General features: G+C 45.3%; 14 protein-coding genes. 3 read left to right on the top strand and 11 right to left on the bottom strand.

Annotation, left to right across the window (positions count from 1 at the left end; all coding sequences use genetic code 11):
- Positions 1–4: 4 nt before the first annotated feature.
- From K5L93_RS02365 to K5L93_RS02320, 10 genes are all read right to left on the bottom strand, one after another.
- Positions 5–502 carry a GNAT family N-acetyltransferase gene (locus tag K5L93_RS02365; protein WP_220718317.1) on the bottom strand — a complete coding sequence of 166 codons (498 nt, stop codon included), beginning with the start codon at positions 500–502 and terminating at the stop codon, positions 5–7.
- Between the two features lie 879 nt (positions 503–1,381).
- Positions 1,382–2,581, bottom strand: a complete 1,200-nt coding sequence (locus tag K5L93_RS02360; RefSeq protein WP_220718316.1) for a urate hydroxylase PuuD — start codon at positions 2,579–2,581, stop codon at positions 1,382–1,384.
- Positions 2,562–3,881 carry a guanine deaminase gene (gene guaD / locus K5L93_RS02355; RefSeq protein WP_220718315.1) on the bottom strand — a complete coding sequence of 440 codons (1,320 nt, stop codon included), beginning with the start codon at positions 3,879–3,881 and terminating at the stop codon, positions 2,562–2,564. The genes K5L93_RS02360 and guaD overlap by 20 nt, the downstream gene beginning before the upstream one ends.
- A gap of 1 nt (position 3,882) precedes the next feature.
- The gene (gene uraH / locus K5L93_RS02350) at positions 3,883–4,209 is read right to left on the bottom strand and encodes a hydroxyisourate hydrolase (RefSeq protein WP_220718314.1); all 327 of its coding nucleotides are present in this window, start codon (positions 4,207–4,209) and stop codon (positions 3,883–3,885) included.
- Positions 4,206–4,721: a 2-oxo-4-hydroxy-4-carboxy-5-ureidoimidazoline decarboxylase gene (gene uraD, locus K5L93_RS02345; RefSeq protein ID WP_220718313.1), complete on the bottom strand. Its 516-nt coding sequence runs from the start codon at positions 4,719–4,721 to the stop codon at positions 4,206–4,208. Before uraD ends, uraH begins: the two co-directional genes overlap by 4 nt.
- The gene (gene xdhC / locus K5L93_RS02340; RefSeq protein ID WP_220718312.1) at positions 4,714–5,598 is read right to left on the bottom strand and encodes a xanthine dehydrogenase accessory protein XdhC; all 885 of its coding nucleotides are present in this window, start codon (positions 5,596–5,598) and stop codon (positions 4,714–4,716) included. The genes uraD and xdhC overlap by 8 nt, the downstream gene beginning before the upstream one ends.
- On the bottom strand, positions 5,591–7,957 hold the full coding sequence (xdhB, locus tag K5L93_RS02335) for a xanthine dehydrogenase molybdopterin binding subunit (RefSeq protein WP_220718311.1): 2,367 nt from the start codon (positions 7,955–7,957) through the stop codon (positions 5,591–5,593). The genes xdhC and xdhB overlap by 8 nt, the downstream gene beginning before the upstream one ends.
- Positions 7,950–9,365 (bottom strand): xanthine dehydrogenase small subunit, encoded by a 1,416-nt coding sequence (gene xdhA / locus K5L93_RS02330; RefSeq protein ID WP_220718310.1) that lies wholly within the window; start codon positions 9,363–9,365, stop codon positions 7,950–7,952. Before xdhA ends, xdhB begins: the two co-directional genes overlap by 8 nt.
- Positions 9,366–9,428: 63 nt before the next feature.
- Entirely contained in the window at positions 9,429–10,385 is a 957-nt protein-coding gene (locus K5L93_RS02325; RefSeq protein WP_220718309.1) for an isopenicillin N synthase family dioxygenase, read from the bottom strand.
- Positions 10,386–10,446: 61 nt separating this feature from the next.
- Positions 10,447–11,526, bottom strand: a complete 1,080-nt coding sequence (locus K5L93_RS02320) for a BMP family ABC transporter substrate-binding protein (protein ID WP_220718308.1) — start codon at positions 11,524–11,526, stop codon at positions 10,447–10,449.
- A 410-nt stretch (positions 11,527–11,936) separates the two neighbouring features.
- Between K5L93_RS02320 and K5L93_RS02315 the strand changes: the two genes are divergently transcribed.
- From K5L93_RS02315 to K5L93_RS02305, 3 genes are all read left to right on the top strand, one after another.
- Positions 11,937–13,325: a uracil-xanthine permease family protein gene (locus tag K5L93_RS02315; RefSeq protein WP_220718307.1), complete on the top strand. Its 1,389-nt coding sequence runs from the start codon at positions 11,937–11,939 to the stop codon at positions 13,323–13,325.
- A gap of 206 nt (positions 13,326–13,531) precedes the next feature.
- Complete coding sequence (locus K5L93_RS02310) at positions 13,532–14,035, top strand: hypothetical protein (RefSeq protein ID WP_220718306.1); 504 nt, start codon at positions 13,532–13,534, stop codon at positions 14,033–14,035.
- Between the two features lie 95 nt (positions 14,036–14,130).
- Positions 14,131–14,481: a putative quinol monooxygenase gene (locus K5L93_RS02305; RefSeq protein ID WP_016400621.1), complete on the top strand. Its 351-nt coding sequence runs from the start codon at positions 14,131–14,133 to the stop codon at positions 14,479–14,481.
- A gap of 580 nt (positions 14,482–15,061) precedes the next feature.
- Here the strand turns inward: K5L93_RS02305 and K5L93_RS02300 are convergent.
- Positions 15,062–15,730 carry a haloacid dehalogenase type II gene (locus K5L93_RS02300; RefSeq protein WP_220718305.1) on the bottom strand — a complete coding sequence of 223 codons (669 nt, stop codon included), beginning with the start codon at positions 15,728–15,730 and terminating at the stop codon, positions 15,062–15,064.
- Positions 15,731–15,907 lie beyond the last annotated feature (177 nt).

Raw genomic sequence — 15,907 nt, 5'->3', positions numbered from 1 at the left:
CGGTTTATTCACTTCGCCATTTAGGATTGATAATCGCCCAGCGTTCGTGGTCTTTCCATCCTTTACCACCAATGTTTAAGTAGCTTTTTGATAGACCTTCTTTCACGAATCCTGCTTTTGCTACTAATGCTATTGAAGCTTTATTGGCAGGTTGGATATTGGCTTCTAAGCGATGCAGATTGAGCTCTTCAAAGGCTTCTTTTAATACTAAGCGAATGCCTGTTCGCATATAGCCTTGGGCTTGGTGAGGATGAAAGACTTCGTAACTAAGGTAAGCTGATTGAAAATGGCCGCGAATGATAGCCGAGATATTAAAAGTACCGACTATTTCACCCGTTGCTTGCAGGCAAACAAAATAGCGATGTTCTTCTTCTAAATAAGCGCGCACGTTTTTTGGTGGATAGCTCCAGGGGCGATGAAATATCTCACTGTTTTGATAGCACTCGCTTAGCTCTTCTAAATCGCTGCGCTCGGGTTTTCTTATATACAGTTCTTGGCTCACGCCTTATACCTTAGTTTGCTGAAAAGTGGCTAGAAGCCAAAGTATTTTAGCGAATTATTTTTGCTAAAGGCCAATCAAAATTCCAGTTATTGCTCACAATTTTTTGTTGAATATAACGGACGCTAAACGCACTTTTCTAAGACTATTGTGTAGTTTTTATCAACAGTTTCTTTTGCAAAAACGGGATTATCATTTAAACCCTGTGAAATTAAGCTGGTGGCAACGTAAGTCAAGGTCTTAATTAGGGTCTGTTGATCTTTGGTGTTGATCTTTGGTGTTGAAATTTTGTTCGAGATAAGCGGGCTTTAATCGCGGCGAGCACTTAGAAGCCTAGTGGGCTAAGCAAGAAGTGCTTAACAAAGAGTAAAGTTCGCTTATCCGAAGCCTTCGGGCAGCATTTCTTAGCCATTTATTCAGCGTTAGCGAGTGATTATTAAGCCTACTTAACTGCACACTCACTGCCTTGCCTAAATGGCTAATAAATTGCTGCAAAAACCATCAGCAAAGATCAACAGACCTTAGTTACCTATAAAGCTTAAGGAATAATCATTGAACTATTTACAGCCATTGAGCAACGCCGCGCGGTTAAACATTTTGATTCAGGCGAACAAATGACTGAGCGAGATTTCCCTTAAATGATGAAGGCAGTGCTGTTATCGCCCCGTTTTACAACATTCAGCATTGGCGATTTGTGCGAGTGAGCAATGCTAAGGTGCGAGAGCAAGATGGCAAAGCGGCTAATCCGGCAGGTGTATGCGGGGGACATTTAGCGATGTGCCAGTTGTTGAGGCAAAACCACTTTGCTTAGATCTAAAGTAATAAATTAACCCAGGCTGTATTTGCAACAGCTTGGGTTGATAAACTTCGTTGAGAGCAGCTTTAGTTGCTTAAATGTTGATTAAGTAGTTGCCGTTCGCCAACAGTAATTTGTGTTTTATTCAAAAACGGCATGTCTTGGCTAACAAATGAGCGTTCTACAATCCGTGCTTTCCAGCGCTCTACATCTTGCCAAGTATCTAAATTTACCCCGCCTGGTGCCGCGGTGAAGGTGTCGTCTGTAGGCACGCGGCTGTGACAAGTGGTACAGCGCTGCTGAATAATTGCCATTACTTGGCCCTGCTCGGCGTTTAGCTCATTGTTGTTTTGATCTTGAGCCTGCACAGGGCGATTAGCGTTACTCCAGCTTAAAAACACCGCCATTAACAGCAAACCTGCAGCGCCGCTGACAATAATACTGGGCTTTTGAACGCCTTGGTGCTTTAGGTTGAAGTAATGGCGGATCCAAGCGCTTAAGCCGATCAGCGCACAGAGGATTAACCAACTATGGCTGTGCTGATAAATCATTGGATAGTGGTTACTAATCATCAAGAAAATGACTGGCAAGGTGAGGTAGTTATTGTGCACCGAGCGCTTTTTAGCTTCGAGACCGGGCGCGGGGTCAACGGGCTCGCCAGCGCTAACTTGTGCCACCATTTGTCGCTGTCCTGGGATAATCTTGATCCACACATTAGCCACCATAATGGTGCCAATTAATGCGCCCATGTGGATAAAGGCACCACGACCGCTAAATACTTGAGTAAAACCAAAACAAAACAGTGCACCTATAACGATTAAACAAAGGCTTAAGGGCAAAGGTTTGTTAGCAATCGGTGAGCGCAGTAAACCTTCATAAATGGCAAAACCAAGCGCAATGCCGCCAATTCCAAGGCCAATAGCTTGATAGCTGGTTAAAGCCATAACTTGTGGATCAATTAGATAGGCATCGGCGCGAAGGTAGTAGATCCAAAAAAGCAGCAATGTGCCACTAAGCCAAGTGCTATAGGCTTCCCATTTAAACCAATGCAGTTTTTCTGGCATTTTTTCTGGGCCCACTTGGTACTTGGCTACTTCGTAAAAACCGCCGCCATGCACCGCCCACAAATCGCCTTTAATGCCTTTTTGCTTTTTCCATTCTGGCGGCGTTTTTAGGTTGTTATCTAACCAAACAAAATAAAAGCTAGCGCCTATCCATGCAATGCCAGCGATTACATGAAACCATTTAATAAAGAGGGCTAACCATTCATACAGCTGTGGCCACATAGTGTTGTCCTTTTTTGTAAACTTGCTTACCTGCTACATAGGTGGCGTTTATTACGCGGTCATCACCTAGGGTATTAATGGCAAATAATTTCTCACTTAAGCTGCTGGCTTTATTTAAGCGCTGGCTAAGCATCGGAGTAGGGTGCATATCTAGTTCAATAAAATCGGCTTCGCTGCCTACATTTAAATTGCCCACCTGCCTTTCAATACCCATTGCCACTGCTGCGCCTTGAGTACATAAATACAATGAATCGAAGGGGCTTAAGCTGGCTTGTTGCAGTTGGCAAACTTTGTAGGCATCGGCTTGGTTAGCAAACATGCTTAAGCTGGTGCCACCGCCTACATCACTAGCAAGCGCTACGGCCACGCCATTGGCTTGGGCGCGTTGGTAGTTAAATAAACCGCTACCTAAAAACAAGTTAGATGAGGGGCAAAAGTTGATGGTTGCGCCTGAACTTGCCAAGGCTAAATACTCACGGTCGGTAAGATGAATGCCATGGCCAAATAGCGAACGCTCTCGCACTAAGTCATGCGCTTCGTACACTGCCAGGTAGTCAGAGTAATCGGGGAACAGTTCGTTAATCCACTGTACCTCTCTGGGGTTTTCTGACAAGTGAGTTTGAATAAAGCTATCTGGGTGCTCTTTGGCTAATTGACCCGCTTTAGCTAATTGCGCTTCGCTACTGGTGGGGGCAAAACGCGGCGTAATTGCGTAAAGTTGCCGACCATTTTTGTGCCATTGCTCCAGCAGTTGCTTGCTCTCTCGATAGCCAGATTCAGCGCTATCTTGCAGCGCGGTGGGGCAGTTTCTGTCCATCAATACTTTGCCGCAAATCATTCGTGCATTGTAGCTTTCTGCCGCCTCAAAAAAGCTGCTTACCGATTGCGGGTGAACGGTTGCATATACACTAGCTGTGGTGGTGCCGTGGGCAAACAGTTGTTGCAAAAAGAACTCGGCTTGGGCACGAGCATAGGCGGCTTCAACAAATTGTTGCTCAGTAGGAAAGGTGTAAGTGTTTAACCAATCCAATAGTTGCTTGCCATAGCTGGCAATAATCTCTACCTGAGGGTAGTGCACGTGGCTGTCGATAAGCCCGGGAATAACAAGGCCATGATGCTGAATAACAGCCGCTTGTATTTCGGGGTTGTTGCGTAAGTAATTTTGCGCATCCCCAAGGTGTTGAACAAGACCATCCTCAACAACCAACATGCCATCATGTAAATATTGGTAATTATCGCTAGGTGCAATAGTGGTCTTTGGAAAGTGTAAAATACTCCCGCGGTGGAACTGTCGCGTCATTTTAGCTGCCTCGATAAGTGGAATAGCTAAAGGTGCTCAACAGCAGCGGGATGTGGTAATGGGCTTGTTGTTCATCACTAATAAACACCACATCGGCTAAAGGAAAAAAGCATTGCTGGAAGTGCGCTAGGCAGTATTCTTCGGTAATAAAGCGTAGGCAGTAGCAATCGCTGGGTAAGTCTAATTGTTCAAACTTATAACGCCCGTCTTGGTCGGTTAAGCCTTTGGCTAAGCTTTGGCTTTCACCAAAGCGATAAATTTCTACCGCAACACCTGCTGCGGGCTGGCCACAAGTGGTATCGAGTACATGACAGCTTAAGGTGCTCAAAATAAGTTCTCCATTCTATGCAGGCTAATGCGTTGTTGTTGTTCGGCAGCATTGTGTAATTCTTGCTCGCGGCTATTCCCGTAGCGCTGCTCCAATATGTGCAGCATTTCCTCGGCGGATTTACCGCTAGCAAATACGATAAAAATGAAGCCATATCGGTTTAAATAACGCTGATTAAGTTCTAGTAAAGCACTAAGAGTGGCTTGTTGAGCATGGTTAACTTGTGCTTGCTCTGCTTCGCTTAAGTGCTTGGCTTGGCTGTACTTTTTTTGAAGGCTGGTTAAATCACCAATCATTGGATGACCCGCAAAAGCCTCCAGCCAATCGTTCTCTGTTAGCTGACTAAAGGCTTGTTTCGCCATAGAGATAAACTGCTCAACCGATTGAAAGGGGCGCAATGTTGCCATGGTGGTTTGCCATGTTTTGCTACTGCAAATACTGGCCATTTCGCTAACGAATTGACTGTGTGGAAGATTGTTTAGCAGCTTAAGATGTTTTTCGTCATCATTCATTGAGCTGTTCTCCCGCAAGTTGTTTTCGCAGAGTATTGCTAGATTCCCATTGTTGTTTTTGTTGGTCCCTGCCACTGGTTTTAGCGTGTTTTTCTAGCAGCGTGATCAGCTGGGCACTAATCGACACCGCGACTTGCATGGGTAATTTCCCACTTACATCGGCTAGGCCAATAGGGCAGGTGAGTTGATCACAGCGTGCCGGATTTTTAAGTTGTTCGGCTAAGCGATACTTAAATCGTTGGGCTTTAGTTTGAGAGCCAATCACGCCTACAAAGGCTAAATCTCCTCGGCGCAGCGCAGCTAAACTAAGCGCGAAATCTAAGCTGTGGTCTTGGCTTAGAATGACAACATAAGAGTTGGCTGTTAACTCTGCTACGCTATTTTCTGGCTGTGCGTGATAGTGGGTGTTCACACCAAATTGGCTAATTGAATCTAGCCATTGCTGGCGATTATCAATGACTTGTACTTGGACCGGTAGTTTCGCCAGTATTTCACATAAACAATGGCTTACATGTCCCGCCCCATAAATGGTGATAAGTGGCTGATCAACCAAGAAGTATTCGAACAATACTTGTACTGCGCCCCCACAACATTGGGCTAGATCTGCAGCTAAGGAAAAGCGTTCAATGTGATTAGATTTTGTTCCCTTTTCTAATTGCTCACGGGCATGCTTGATCACCGAGAACTCTAAATTTCCACCACCTAAGGTATCGAATTGTTGTTGCTGACTTATCACCATTTTAGCGCCTGTTGCTCGCGGCACAGAACCAGCCTCGGCCACAATGGTCGCAATACAAAATGGCTGCTGTTGCTGCTTAAGATAGCTGCAGGCATCTAACCAGTTATTGGGTAAAAAGCGGGATTGCCAATCACTCATCTTGTACCTCCATAAACTCATATTGCTTTTGGCAAGCCATTAAAATGCGCTCGCTGGTGGCAGGAGAATCTAACTGCGCTGGTAGCTTATGTTGGCTGATTGACGTTACTGCATCGTAAATGGCACACCAAGCGCTAATGGCTAACATAAAAGGTGGCTCGCCCACTGCTTTAGAACGGTAGATGCTGTGCTCAGGGTTGGCTTGGTCGAACAAGGTAATGTTCATTTGTTCGGGGTAGTCGCCAATAGTAGGGATTTTGTAGTTTGCCGGGCTATTACTCAGCAATTTGCCTTTTTTGTCCCATACCAGTTCTTCGTTAGTAAGCCAGCCTAGGCCTTGAATAAAAGCGCCTTCTATTTGGCCAATGTCGATGGCCGGATTAAGGCTGGTGCCTACATCATGCAGAATGTCTACTCGATCCACGCTCATTTCTCCAGTTAGCGTATCAATGCTCACTTCGCTAACGGAGGCGCCCAGTGCAAAGTAGAAAAACGGCCGCCCCTGCGCTTGTTCGCGGTCGTACCAAATTTTAGGTGTTTTATAAAAGCCAGTCGCTGAGAGTGACACTCGCTGCATGTAAGCTTGTTGCACTAACTCCGCCCAGCTAATGGTTTGCTCGGCGATTTTAACTTGGCCTTGGTTTATGGTGATTTGCTCTGCTGTAAGCTGGTAATGTTGCTGGGCAAATTCAAGCAGACGTTGTTTGATTTCTTTCGCCGCATTATGCGCAGCCATCCCGTTTAAATCACTGCCTGAAGAAGCCGCCGTGGGCGAGGTATTCGGTACTTTGTCGGTGCGGGTAGATGTAATGAGTACATAGCTAAATGGAATGCCCAAAGTTTGCGCCACAATCTGCTGAACCTTGGTATGCAGACCTTGGCCCATTTCGGTCCCGCCATGGTTTAGCTGAACACTGCCGTCGGTATACACATGCAGCAGCGCGCCTGCTTGGTTAAGGTGTTTGGCGGTAAATGAAATACCAAATTTTACAGGGCTTAAGGCAAGGCCTTTTTTGATCAGCGAGTTAGAGTTGTTCCATTGATTTATTTGCTGACGACGCGCGCGGTAATCTGCGTTCACTTCTAATTGTTTAATTAAGTTAAGCTGGTCTTGATGTTGCTCTACCGGCATGCCGTAGTGGGTGGTGGCATGTCCATCGCGATAGAGGTTTTTGTAACGCACATCTAAGGCATCTTGGCCGGTAGCAATTGCGATGTCTTGCATAGCTTGTTCAATTAAGATCATGCCTTGTGGGCCACCAAAGCCGCGGAAGGCAGTATGTGAAACGGTATCGGTTTTTAATCGATTACCTACGACTTCGGCTTCGCCTAAGCTGTAGGCGTTGTCGCTATGAAACATCGCCCTATCCACAATCGCGTCGGATAAATCAGGCGAGTGGCCACACAAGCCATTCACTTCTAACTTAGCACTTTCAATGATTCCCTCGGCGCTTAAACCTAGTTGGTATCGGTTATAAAAAGGATGGCGCTTGCCGGTTACAGCCATATCTATACTGCGCGGTAGGCGTATTTTCACAGGTTTATTGCAATGCCAGGCTGCAAGGCTGGCTAAGCACGCCCATTGAGCGGCTTGGGTTTCTTTACCGCCAAAGCCGCCGCCCATGCGGCGCATGTCTACGGTAACTTGTTGAAACGCAATGCCTAATACTTCAGCTACTAACTTTTGTACTTCGCTAGGGTGCTGTGAAGAGGTGTAAAGCATAATGCCGCCATCTTCGGTTGGCTGGGCGAGGCTTACTTGTCCTTCTAAATAAAAGTGTTCTTGCCCGCCAATATGTTGTTCACCAACTAATTGCAGTTCACTGCGATCTAGCACGGCATCAGCTATTTGTTTACCCATGCAATGGCTTGGGCGCACCGTTGCATTGGGCTGGCTTAAATCGCTAATATCTTGCTTACTTAGCGCTAGCGTATCGGCGCTTTGGTATTGCACTAGCTCTTGATTGGCTTGGTGGGCAATTTGCCATGCGAGTTGGTGGCTATGAGCAAGAACTAGGGCTATAGGCTGCTGAAAGTAGCTAATCTCGTTCTCACTTAACAGCGGGTCGCCTTTAAATATCGGGCCAATATCCCGGTGCCCGGGGATATCCTGGCAGCGAATTACCGCAACTACATCGGGGTGTTGTTGCAGCGAATCTAAGTGCTGCGCAAGTACTTTACCTTTGGCTACTTGGCTAGTGATGACTGCAGCATGCAAGCAACCACTTGGCAGGTTATAGTCGTCGATGAACTGCGCTTCGCCAGCGACTTGTTTGGCTGCACTCTCATGGGGAATCGATTTACCCACTACTTGGCTTGGCGCAGTTTGCTCGAGGTGCTGAGTAGTTAATTTACGCATGGGCGGCTAACCTCGTGGGTAATTGTTGGCTATAGAGGTAGAAGCGTTTTAATAGATTTTGTACCAGCAACACCCTATAAGCTGCGCTGGCTCGCACATCATCAATGGGTTTTACATACTGCGGCACTAGGGCTTGTAGCTGCTTGAGTTTGTTGTTGTTGAAGACTTCACCCAATATGCAGTCTTCTAGCTGGCTTAAGCGCACCGACTTAGCCGCCACGCCTCCTGCTGAGATAACGCAGTGGCTTACTCTGCCTTGGTTATCGCACTCCATAGCTACCGCCAATACCACGGTGGCGATGTCGTCTTCATAACGTTTACTCACCTTGTAGATTTGATGTTTAAGTGTTGGAGACAAATCTGGCAGGTGAATGGCGCTAATCCACTGTTGTGGTTTTAAGCGCGTTTCGCGGTAGCCTGTGATGTAGTCTTCCGGTGCGTAAAGCTCGGTAGTGGTGCCATCATCTACTTCAATTTTGCCGTTTAGGCTAATTAGCAATGGAGCTATGTCACCGATGGGTGAGGCATTGCCTAAACTGCCACCAAGGGTAGCGCGGTGACGAATGGTAATACTGCCCAAGCGAGCAAAAATTTCGTCGGTAGTGGGGTAGTGCTGTGCCATAAATGCATGAACTTTATCTAAGCTTACTGCTGCTCCTATGCGCCAGCCATTGTTGATGCGCTCGATGCCAGTGAGCTCTGGAAGGGCGGTTAAGTCGATAATTTCATCAATGCGTTGATACTGTTGAGTAACTTCTAATGCTAAATCGGTACCGCCGCCTATCCATTTGGCGTGAGGGTGCTCTGCGCGAATGCTGGCTAGCTCACTGCGGCTAGTAGGCTGCCAGTAGTGTTCACTTTCTAACTTGTCACATTGCCCCATCCAGTACTGCACGGCGGACTCATTTTCTTGGATATGATCCTTGGCCGCTGGCGCTGCAGCTACTTGCTTGGCGGCTTCGATAAGTGGCCCATAACCAGTGCAACGACACAAGTTGCCAGCTAAAAATTCTTCGGGATGATCGGGTTTAGTTGTTTGACGGGATAAGGCATATAAAGACATCACAAAACCAGGCGTACAAAAACCGCATTGGCTGCCATGTTTATCTACTATGGCTTGTTGAACGGGATGTAGCTCTTGGCCTTGCTTTAGGTATTCAACGGTGATGATTTGTTTACCGTGCAAAGAATGTAAGGGCGTAATGCAGCTGTTTATTTGTTTGTAACTAAGTTGTTGTTGCTGATCTTGGCTCACCATTACTACGGTGCATGCACCGCAATCGCCACTGGCGCAACCTTCTTTACTGCCCACTAAACCTTGTCGCTCGCGTAAAAAGCTAAGCAGCATGGTATCTGCCGCTTGCTGGCTTAAGGTGATGGCTTGGTCGTTAATCATAAGTTGTAACATGATTGCTCCGAAAAATTTGCAGTCATTAATCTGACTGTTTGGTCAGCTTTTTGGTCAAATTTTTTATTCTTGCTGGTCGTTTCTATAAGCGTAAGTATCGGCAAAGCGCGATAGTATCCATTCACCAGCCGTTATTTCGGGATACTGACTTTGTTCCCCAGGAGCTAAACAGCTCGCGAGAGTATTCACTGGAGTATCAAAGTCTGGCTCTACAAAAAATGGCATTGAAAAGCGAGTAGTTTGCTGTTTTGGACTAAGTACTCTATGCGGCGTAGACTTGTAATGTCCATTGGTCCAGCGCTGCATTAAATCGCCAATATTTACCACAAAGCTATTCTCCACTGGAGGAGCATCTAGCCACTGTTGGTTGCGATCTTGTACCTGTAGACCACCGGTTTGATCCTGATAAAGCAAGGTAATGCAGCCATAGTCTGTGTGTGCGCCAGCGCCGTTATCATTTTGTTGCTGAGGTGGATAATGAATTAAGCGCAGCACACTAATCGGGCAGCTAAAATGCTTGCTAAAAAAGTCTTCGCTTTGGCCCAAGGCTAAAGCCATGGCTTTAAGTATTTTGAGGCCAACTTGCAAAGTGAGTTCGTAATGCTGCTGCAAAAGTTGGATAAAGCCGTCAAGATTTGGGTACTGGTTTGGTCCGTACAACTGTGGGTAACGCGCAACTTGTGGATGATAAGGGCTAAGATCTAAAGCCATATCAAAGGTCTCTTTGCAGTCTTTAGGGCCGCTTGGGTCTAGTTGCTCGGCGCTTACTTGTCCCCAACCTCTATGGTTGGCCGAGTGCTGAATATTGATCTTTTGTTTTTCTTGTTCACTAAGAGCAAAGAACTTAGCAGCCATGGCTTGCATAGCAGCAAATTGTTCGCCAGGAATGCCATGACCGGTCACATAAAAAAAGCCCTTGTCACGACAGGCAGAATCAATGGCTTGAATGGTTTCTTGCCAGTGCTGACTATCGCTATTATCTAGCGTAGAAATATCAATAATGGGTAGGGCTAAATTCATCTCATTCTCGCAGTAAAGGCCCAGCTTAGCTGGGCACTTATTTAGGACTTAGGGTCTAGGTTTACTTAGGAATCGTAGCGTCGATGCCTTCTACGTACCACATCACGCCAGCTAGCTCTTGGTCGTTAAGTGTTTTACCCGCTGGGATCACCTCTTTGCCGCTGTTATCTTTCATAGGGCCAGTAAAGGGATGAAATTCACCTGATTTTATCTTGGCTTCGGTTTCGCTAATGGCGGTTTTTACGTCGTCGGGTAAGGCTGGGTTAACTGAAACAATTTGTAGAATGTCTTCTGCAAAACCACCCCAGTAATCTTCTGGCTTCCAAGAACCCGCTATTACTTCTTCTACGGTGCGAATGTAGTGGGGTGCCCATACATCTCGAACCGAGAACATGTGAGCAGTAGGAGCAAATTGGCTCATATCTGATGCTTGACCAATGCCCATTACGCCGCGCTTCTCGGCAGCAATAAGTGGGGCAGGGCTGTCGGTGTGTTGCAAAATAATGTCGACACCTTGGTCCATTAAGGCGTTGGCTGCGTCTGCTTCTTTACCTGGGTCGTACCACGTATTTACCCATACAATCTTAATTTGCACGTCTGGGTTTACGCTTTTCGCGCCTAAGTACACCGAGTTAATGTCACGGATCACCTCCGGAATAGGGAACGAGGCAATGTAACCAATCACATTGGTTTTGGTCGTCATGCCAGCGGCTACGCCAGACACATAGCGGCCCTCGTAGGTACGTAATACATAAGTAGACACGTTTTTGCTGCGTTTGTAGCCGGTAGCGTGTTCAAAGGTAACTTTAGGAAAACGTTTAGCGGCTTTGATAGTTGGGTTCATAAAACCAAAGGATGTAGTGAAAATGACGTCGTGACCCGATTTAGCCAATTGGGTAATCACTCGCTCTGCATCGGCGCCCTCGGGAACATTCTCAACAAAGGTGGTACTTACTTTACCGCCAAAGTGCTGTTCCATTTCAATCCGGCCTTGGTCGTGCTCATAACTCCAACCGTGGTCACCCACTGGTCCTACATATACAAAGCCTACTTTTAGTGGCTCGTCGGCGGCCATGCTGGCTGGTGTTATCAAGCTGGTTACAGCAAAGGCTGCAGCACTTATCCATTTATTTAGTTTCATTAAGAACTCCGTTTCAATTGTTCGGTGTTTCGGGTTTTGATTAGTGGTAGCAAAAAGCTGGCCACTTGGTCATGTTTTTTGATTTAAGTCAAAGAACACAGTGAATACAAGTTTTGTTGTAAATAGATGTCTTAATTGTTAGCAGCCTTATGCTTATTTATGGCGTTTTTTGGTGCAACTTATCAACGCTACGCACCAAAGCTAAGCGTGTGTAGTTAGCTTAGCCTATGGCTCTTAATGTAGATGTAAGGAATATGTGTATTGCATGTTACTTACTAAGTGGTGATTAGTGGGCGTTACCCAAGTTTTACTAGAGGAGGTGATGCTAGTTGGCAAGTTACTTGCGTTATTAAGCTGACCTAGTGGTCAAATATCTGCTTGTGATTTAGCTTAATAATAGGGAGCAAAGCATGAACGCTAATAAGGAAAAAGCGATACCAAAAGAGCTGTTGTACCACCTAGACGAGAGGCCTCCAGTAGCAGAAGCTTTTTTCGCTGGGCTACAACATGTATTGGCATGTTTTGTTGGTGTGATAACGCCAACTTTGATTATTGGCGGCGTATTAGGCTTAGGCGCGCATATTCCCTACCTAATTAGTATGGCGCTCATCGTATCAGGTGTAGGTACCTTCATTCAGGCCAAAAAATTGGGCCCTGTTGGCGCAGGCATGATTTGTGTGCAAGGTACCAGTTTCGCTTTCTTAGGCTCTATATTGGCGGCAGGCTTTATTGCTAAAAGCCAAGGCGGCGGTCCCGAAGAAATATTGTCGTTAATATTTGGTATTTGCTTTTTAGGCGCTTTTATTGAGATTTTCTTATCGCAAATGCTGGTTAAGATGAAGAAAATCATCACTCCATTGGTGACCGGAATAGTGATTACTATTATTGGTATTTCGCTGATAAAAGTAGGCATGACCGATTTGGCGGGGGGCTTTAAAGCTGCCGATTTTGGTAGCTTACAAAACCTAGGCTTAGGCTTCACTGTGTTGGCAATTATTATTGCTTTAAACCGTTCGGCAAATCCTTGGCTGCGCCTCTCATCAATTGTTATTGGCTTGCTCGCTGGTATGTTAATCGCGCTATTTATGGGGAAAGTAGACTTTTCTTCGCTAGGCTCGCAACCTTGGGTGAGTATTCCTATTCCTTTTAAATATGGTTTTAGTTTTGACTGGGTGGCCTTTCTTCCTATTGCGCTTATCTACTTTATTACGGCAATAGAATCGGCGGGCGATATTACCGCTAACTGCGCTATCTCGCAGCAAGAGATTAAAGGAGACCGCTACTTAAAACGAGTACGTGGCGGAGTGCTAGCCGATGGCGTTAACTCCTTAATTGCCGCTGTTTTTAACACTTTTCCAAACACCACTTTTAGCCAAAATAATGGAGTGATTCAACTAACCGGCGTAGCTAGTCGGTACATCGGTTATTACATTGCGTTAATACTGGTGGTGTTGGGATTGTTCCCTATTTTGGGCGCTGTTTTACAGCAAATTCCTAAACCAGTGTTAGGCGGAGCCACCTTGGTAATGTTTGGTACAGTGGCGGCAGCGGGAATTAAAATTATTGCTAGCGAAACACTTTGTCGACGTAAATTGCTGATTATGGCCGTTTCTTTTGGCGTAGGTTTAGGCGTGACAATGGTACCCGACCTATTACAACACGCGCCTAAACTGGTTCAAAACATCTTTGGTTCAGCTGTTACCTCAGGTGGTTTAGTGGCAATCATACTCAGTTTACTATTACCTGAGCAGCAATCTTCAGCAGCGGCTCAATTCAAACCAAGTGCTCAACAATCATAGAATTAATGGCCTTTAGAGTTTACTTGTATAATCAAAATAGCTTTGGCAGAATGTTGGCAGGTGCTAAGGGGCGCCTGCCCGCCAAGAGGAACTCACCCTAAATACCAAGTGTGTAAGCACATGCTTAGTTACACATCATTACGACACTGTATGTCATTCTGAATATTGTTTTGCGGGGAACAACTTAAGTATTTAGGAGCATAGAGATGTTATCTGCCGTTGAAGAACTTAAAATTCGCAGTAAAATTTTGCTTAAACAGCGCCATACTGCCGATTCCCCATTGGCAAGTTTAGCTAAAGACAAATCACCACAACTAAAACATGCCTTGTTGTATGTAGCGCGAGAAGCGGGCTTTAAAGACTGGCAACACGCCCAAAGTGTATTGTCGTGTCAGCACAAGCAAACCATGCAACAAGATAGCGGCAAGTTTTGGTACTCGCCTGCTTGTATGGCCTTGCTTAATCATTGGTGCGCCAATTATCCAGAGGCTCTGGCTCTGCAAGCCAAGCAGGGTGGGGTGATCCTCCCCTACAAAAGCCAATATGTAGTGGCCAAGGCAAGTTATATTGAGGCTTTGGGTTTATCACCTAAAGATCCACTTTGGGAGCCGCTGGAATATAATTGGTGCGAAGGCTCGCCAGCTCTGCGTCAAGAGTTAGCCTACAAACGCTTATTGGCGATGCAAACCCAGCGCTATAGAGCTTGCTAATAGCCAATTAGTTGCAGCGTTTGCCCGCACAAAGGCTTATTATTGATCTTTTTAAGAATGGCGAGCTCAGCTCGCCGCTTTATTAAGGAAGCCTAATGTCTAAAAAGATCTATTGTATTGCCATGTTTAAACCTAAAGCTGGTAAGCAAAACGAGCTGTTTAAAGTATTGCAAGCGTTAGAGCCAAACACCTTGCGCGAAGATGGCTGTATTCAATACACGGTTACACGCCAAATTGACAACCCCTTTGCTCAGGGCACTGGTTATCCCATCGCCTTTCAAGAGATTTGGGCGGATAAAGAAAGCTTTGAAGCACACTGCCAACGCAAAGAAATTAGTGAGTTTTTTCAAACCCATTGTGTTGCAGAAACAGGCTTAGTAGAAGATTCAAATGTTTGTGTATACAGCGACGAAGCAGAAGATTTTGACGCACCAGTATTTGCTTAGTCTTGAGTAGACAAAGATTGCTTAGGGCGCTTTTATCGTTGGTTATAGATATACAAAGTGATAGCTTTTAGTTCTAGGTTTGGAATAACTAGATAAATAGTTTTGCAATACCGGAAGTTAGTATGCTTGGTTTTATTTGGGATTTGTTTCAGGCTGGTCAAATTGATAGGAATGCTGCTAAAGGCACACAGAACTCGGTTTCGAGCGAATAACAACTCAAGAAGTATCGAGTTTTTGGAAGAGTGAATCAACACCTTAGGCTAGCGAATTAAGCAATGTCGGAGTGATTGTCGAAACAGGTAGGCCTATCTGAGACTGACCTTTTAAACAAGATGGAGTGAGGGATGGCAAAGTAACCAAGCCGGCCATTCATTCCTGTTTAGATTGCGGACACAAAACCAAACAACAAAGAACCCATTGCTATTGGTGTCGTAGTGAATTGGCGACATCTAGGTCCATTTACTGGTTAACACAGTTAGTCTCATAAGTAGCTGAAATAAAAAAATGCTTAGTGAACCAAGTATTGCTGCAATTACTTTTTCCTCAGCTAAATTAAGTGGATTAATTGGTGCTTTTGTCTTCACCTTTCAATGATTTGTTTAGTGATATCGTGCATGTTACCAGCAGCGATATCAGGCTTTACATAATGTGGATTGTAAGGGACATTTAGTCTATTGATATAGGCTGCTTTTAAGCCAGCACTTAATGCTCCATGGGTATCCCAATCGTGAGTGGCAACCAAACGGATATTGTTCGGAGGAAGAGCCAGCCGTTCTACTGCATAATTATAAGCGGTTATTGATGGTTTGAAGGTATTAGCACTTTCTACTGAAATGACATCATCGAAATGAGCCAACAAGCCAGAGTGGCTAAGTTGAGACTTAAGCAATTCTGACGATGAGTTTGAAAAAGCGGCAAGCTTAAATCCAGCCTTGCGTAGTATGGTTAGCGCAGGTTTTATGTCGCTGTGAGCGGGTAAGCTGGTAAATGTACTCAAAATATCAAGGTAGTTTTCGTGTGAGAGATTTTTACCTAAACGTGCTGCAATTGATTGCAAAGCCGCCAGCGCCAACTCCCTAAAGTTAGTATTTATGCCTGTTACTAAGCACACGTTAGAGGAATGAAGGAGCATAGCGAACCACGTATCTGTATGGCTTTCACTTCCCATGTAGTGGCGAAACTTTGGCCTTAAGGCACTTAAGTCGAGCACAGTCTCATTAATATCGAACAGAATGGCTTGGGTAGACATGCTTAACTCTCTTGTCGTTTTAGAAACACTATGGCTAAGTTAGCGCACTAATGGCTATATTTGTGTTAATTAGTATGTTTAGTAATGCGTTATTATGTACTTATAGCAAAGTTTCTAAGCTGGCGTCTTTAAGTACGAACGATGAGCCTTGTGTTCTGCTAAATCAACGATTAATTA

This window comes from Agarivorans litoreus, assembly GCF_019649015.1.
Lineage (GTDB): Bacteria > Pseudomonadota > Gammaproteobacteria > Enterobacterales > Celerinatantimonadaceae > Agarivorans > Agarivorans litoreus.
Note: the sequence above shows the minus strand (reverse complement) of the source record. Positions and strands in the feature narration are given on the sequence as shown.

Bases quoted from the DNA above. Each gene is read 5' to 3' on its own strand.
- K5L93_RS02360 (WP_220718316.1), bottom strand. From the start codon at position 2,581: ATGTGGCCACAGCTGTATGAATGGTTAGCCCTCTTTATTAAATGGTTT.
- guaD (WP_220718315.1), bottom strand. From the start codon at position 3,881: ATGACGCGACAGTTCCACCGCGGGAGTATTTTACACTTTCCAAAGACC.
- uraD (WP_220718313.1), bottom strand. From the start codon at position 4,721: ATGAATGATGACGAAAAACATCTTAAGCTGCTAAACAATCTTCCACAC.
- xdhC (WP_220718312.1), bottom strand. From the start codon at position 5,598: ATGAGTGATTGGCAATCCCGCTTTTTACCCAATAACTGGTTAGATGCC.
- xdhB (WP_220718311.1), bottom strand. From the start codon at position 7,957: ATGCGTAAATTAACTACTCAGCACCTCGAGCAAACTGCGCCAAGCCAA.
- xdhA (WP_220718310.1), bottom strand. From the start codon at position 9,365: ATGTTACAACTTATGATTAACGACCAAGCCATCACCTTAAGCCAGCAA.
- K5L93_RS02325 (WP_220718309.1), bottom strand. From the start codon at position 10,385: ATGAATTTAGCCCTACCCATTATTGATATTTCTACGCTAGATAATAGC.
- K5L93_RS02320 (WP_220718308.1), bottom strand. From the start codon at position 11,526: ATGAAACTAAATAAATGGATAAGTGCTGCAGCCTTTGCTGTAACCAGC.
- K5L93_RS02315 (WP_220718307.1), top strand. From the start codon at position 11,937: ATGAACGCTAATAAGGAAAAAGCGATACCAAAAGAGCTGTTGTACCAC.
- K5L93_RS02310 (WP_220718306.1), top strand. From the start codon at position 13,532: ATGTTATCTGCCGTTGAAGAACTTAAAATTCGCAGTAAAATTTTGCTT.
- K5L93_RS02305 (WP_016400621.1), top strand. From the start codon at position 14,131: ATGTCTAAAAAGATCTATTGTATTGCCATGTTTAAACCTAAAGCTGGT.
- K5L93_RS02300 (WP_220718305.1), bottom strand. From the start codon at position 15,730: ATGTCTACCCAAGCCATTCTGTTCGATATTAATGAGACTGTGCTCGAC.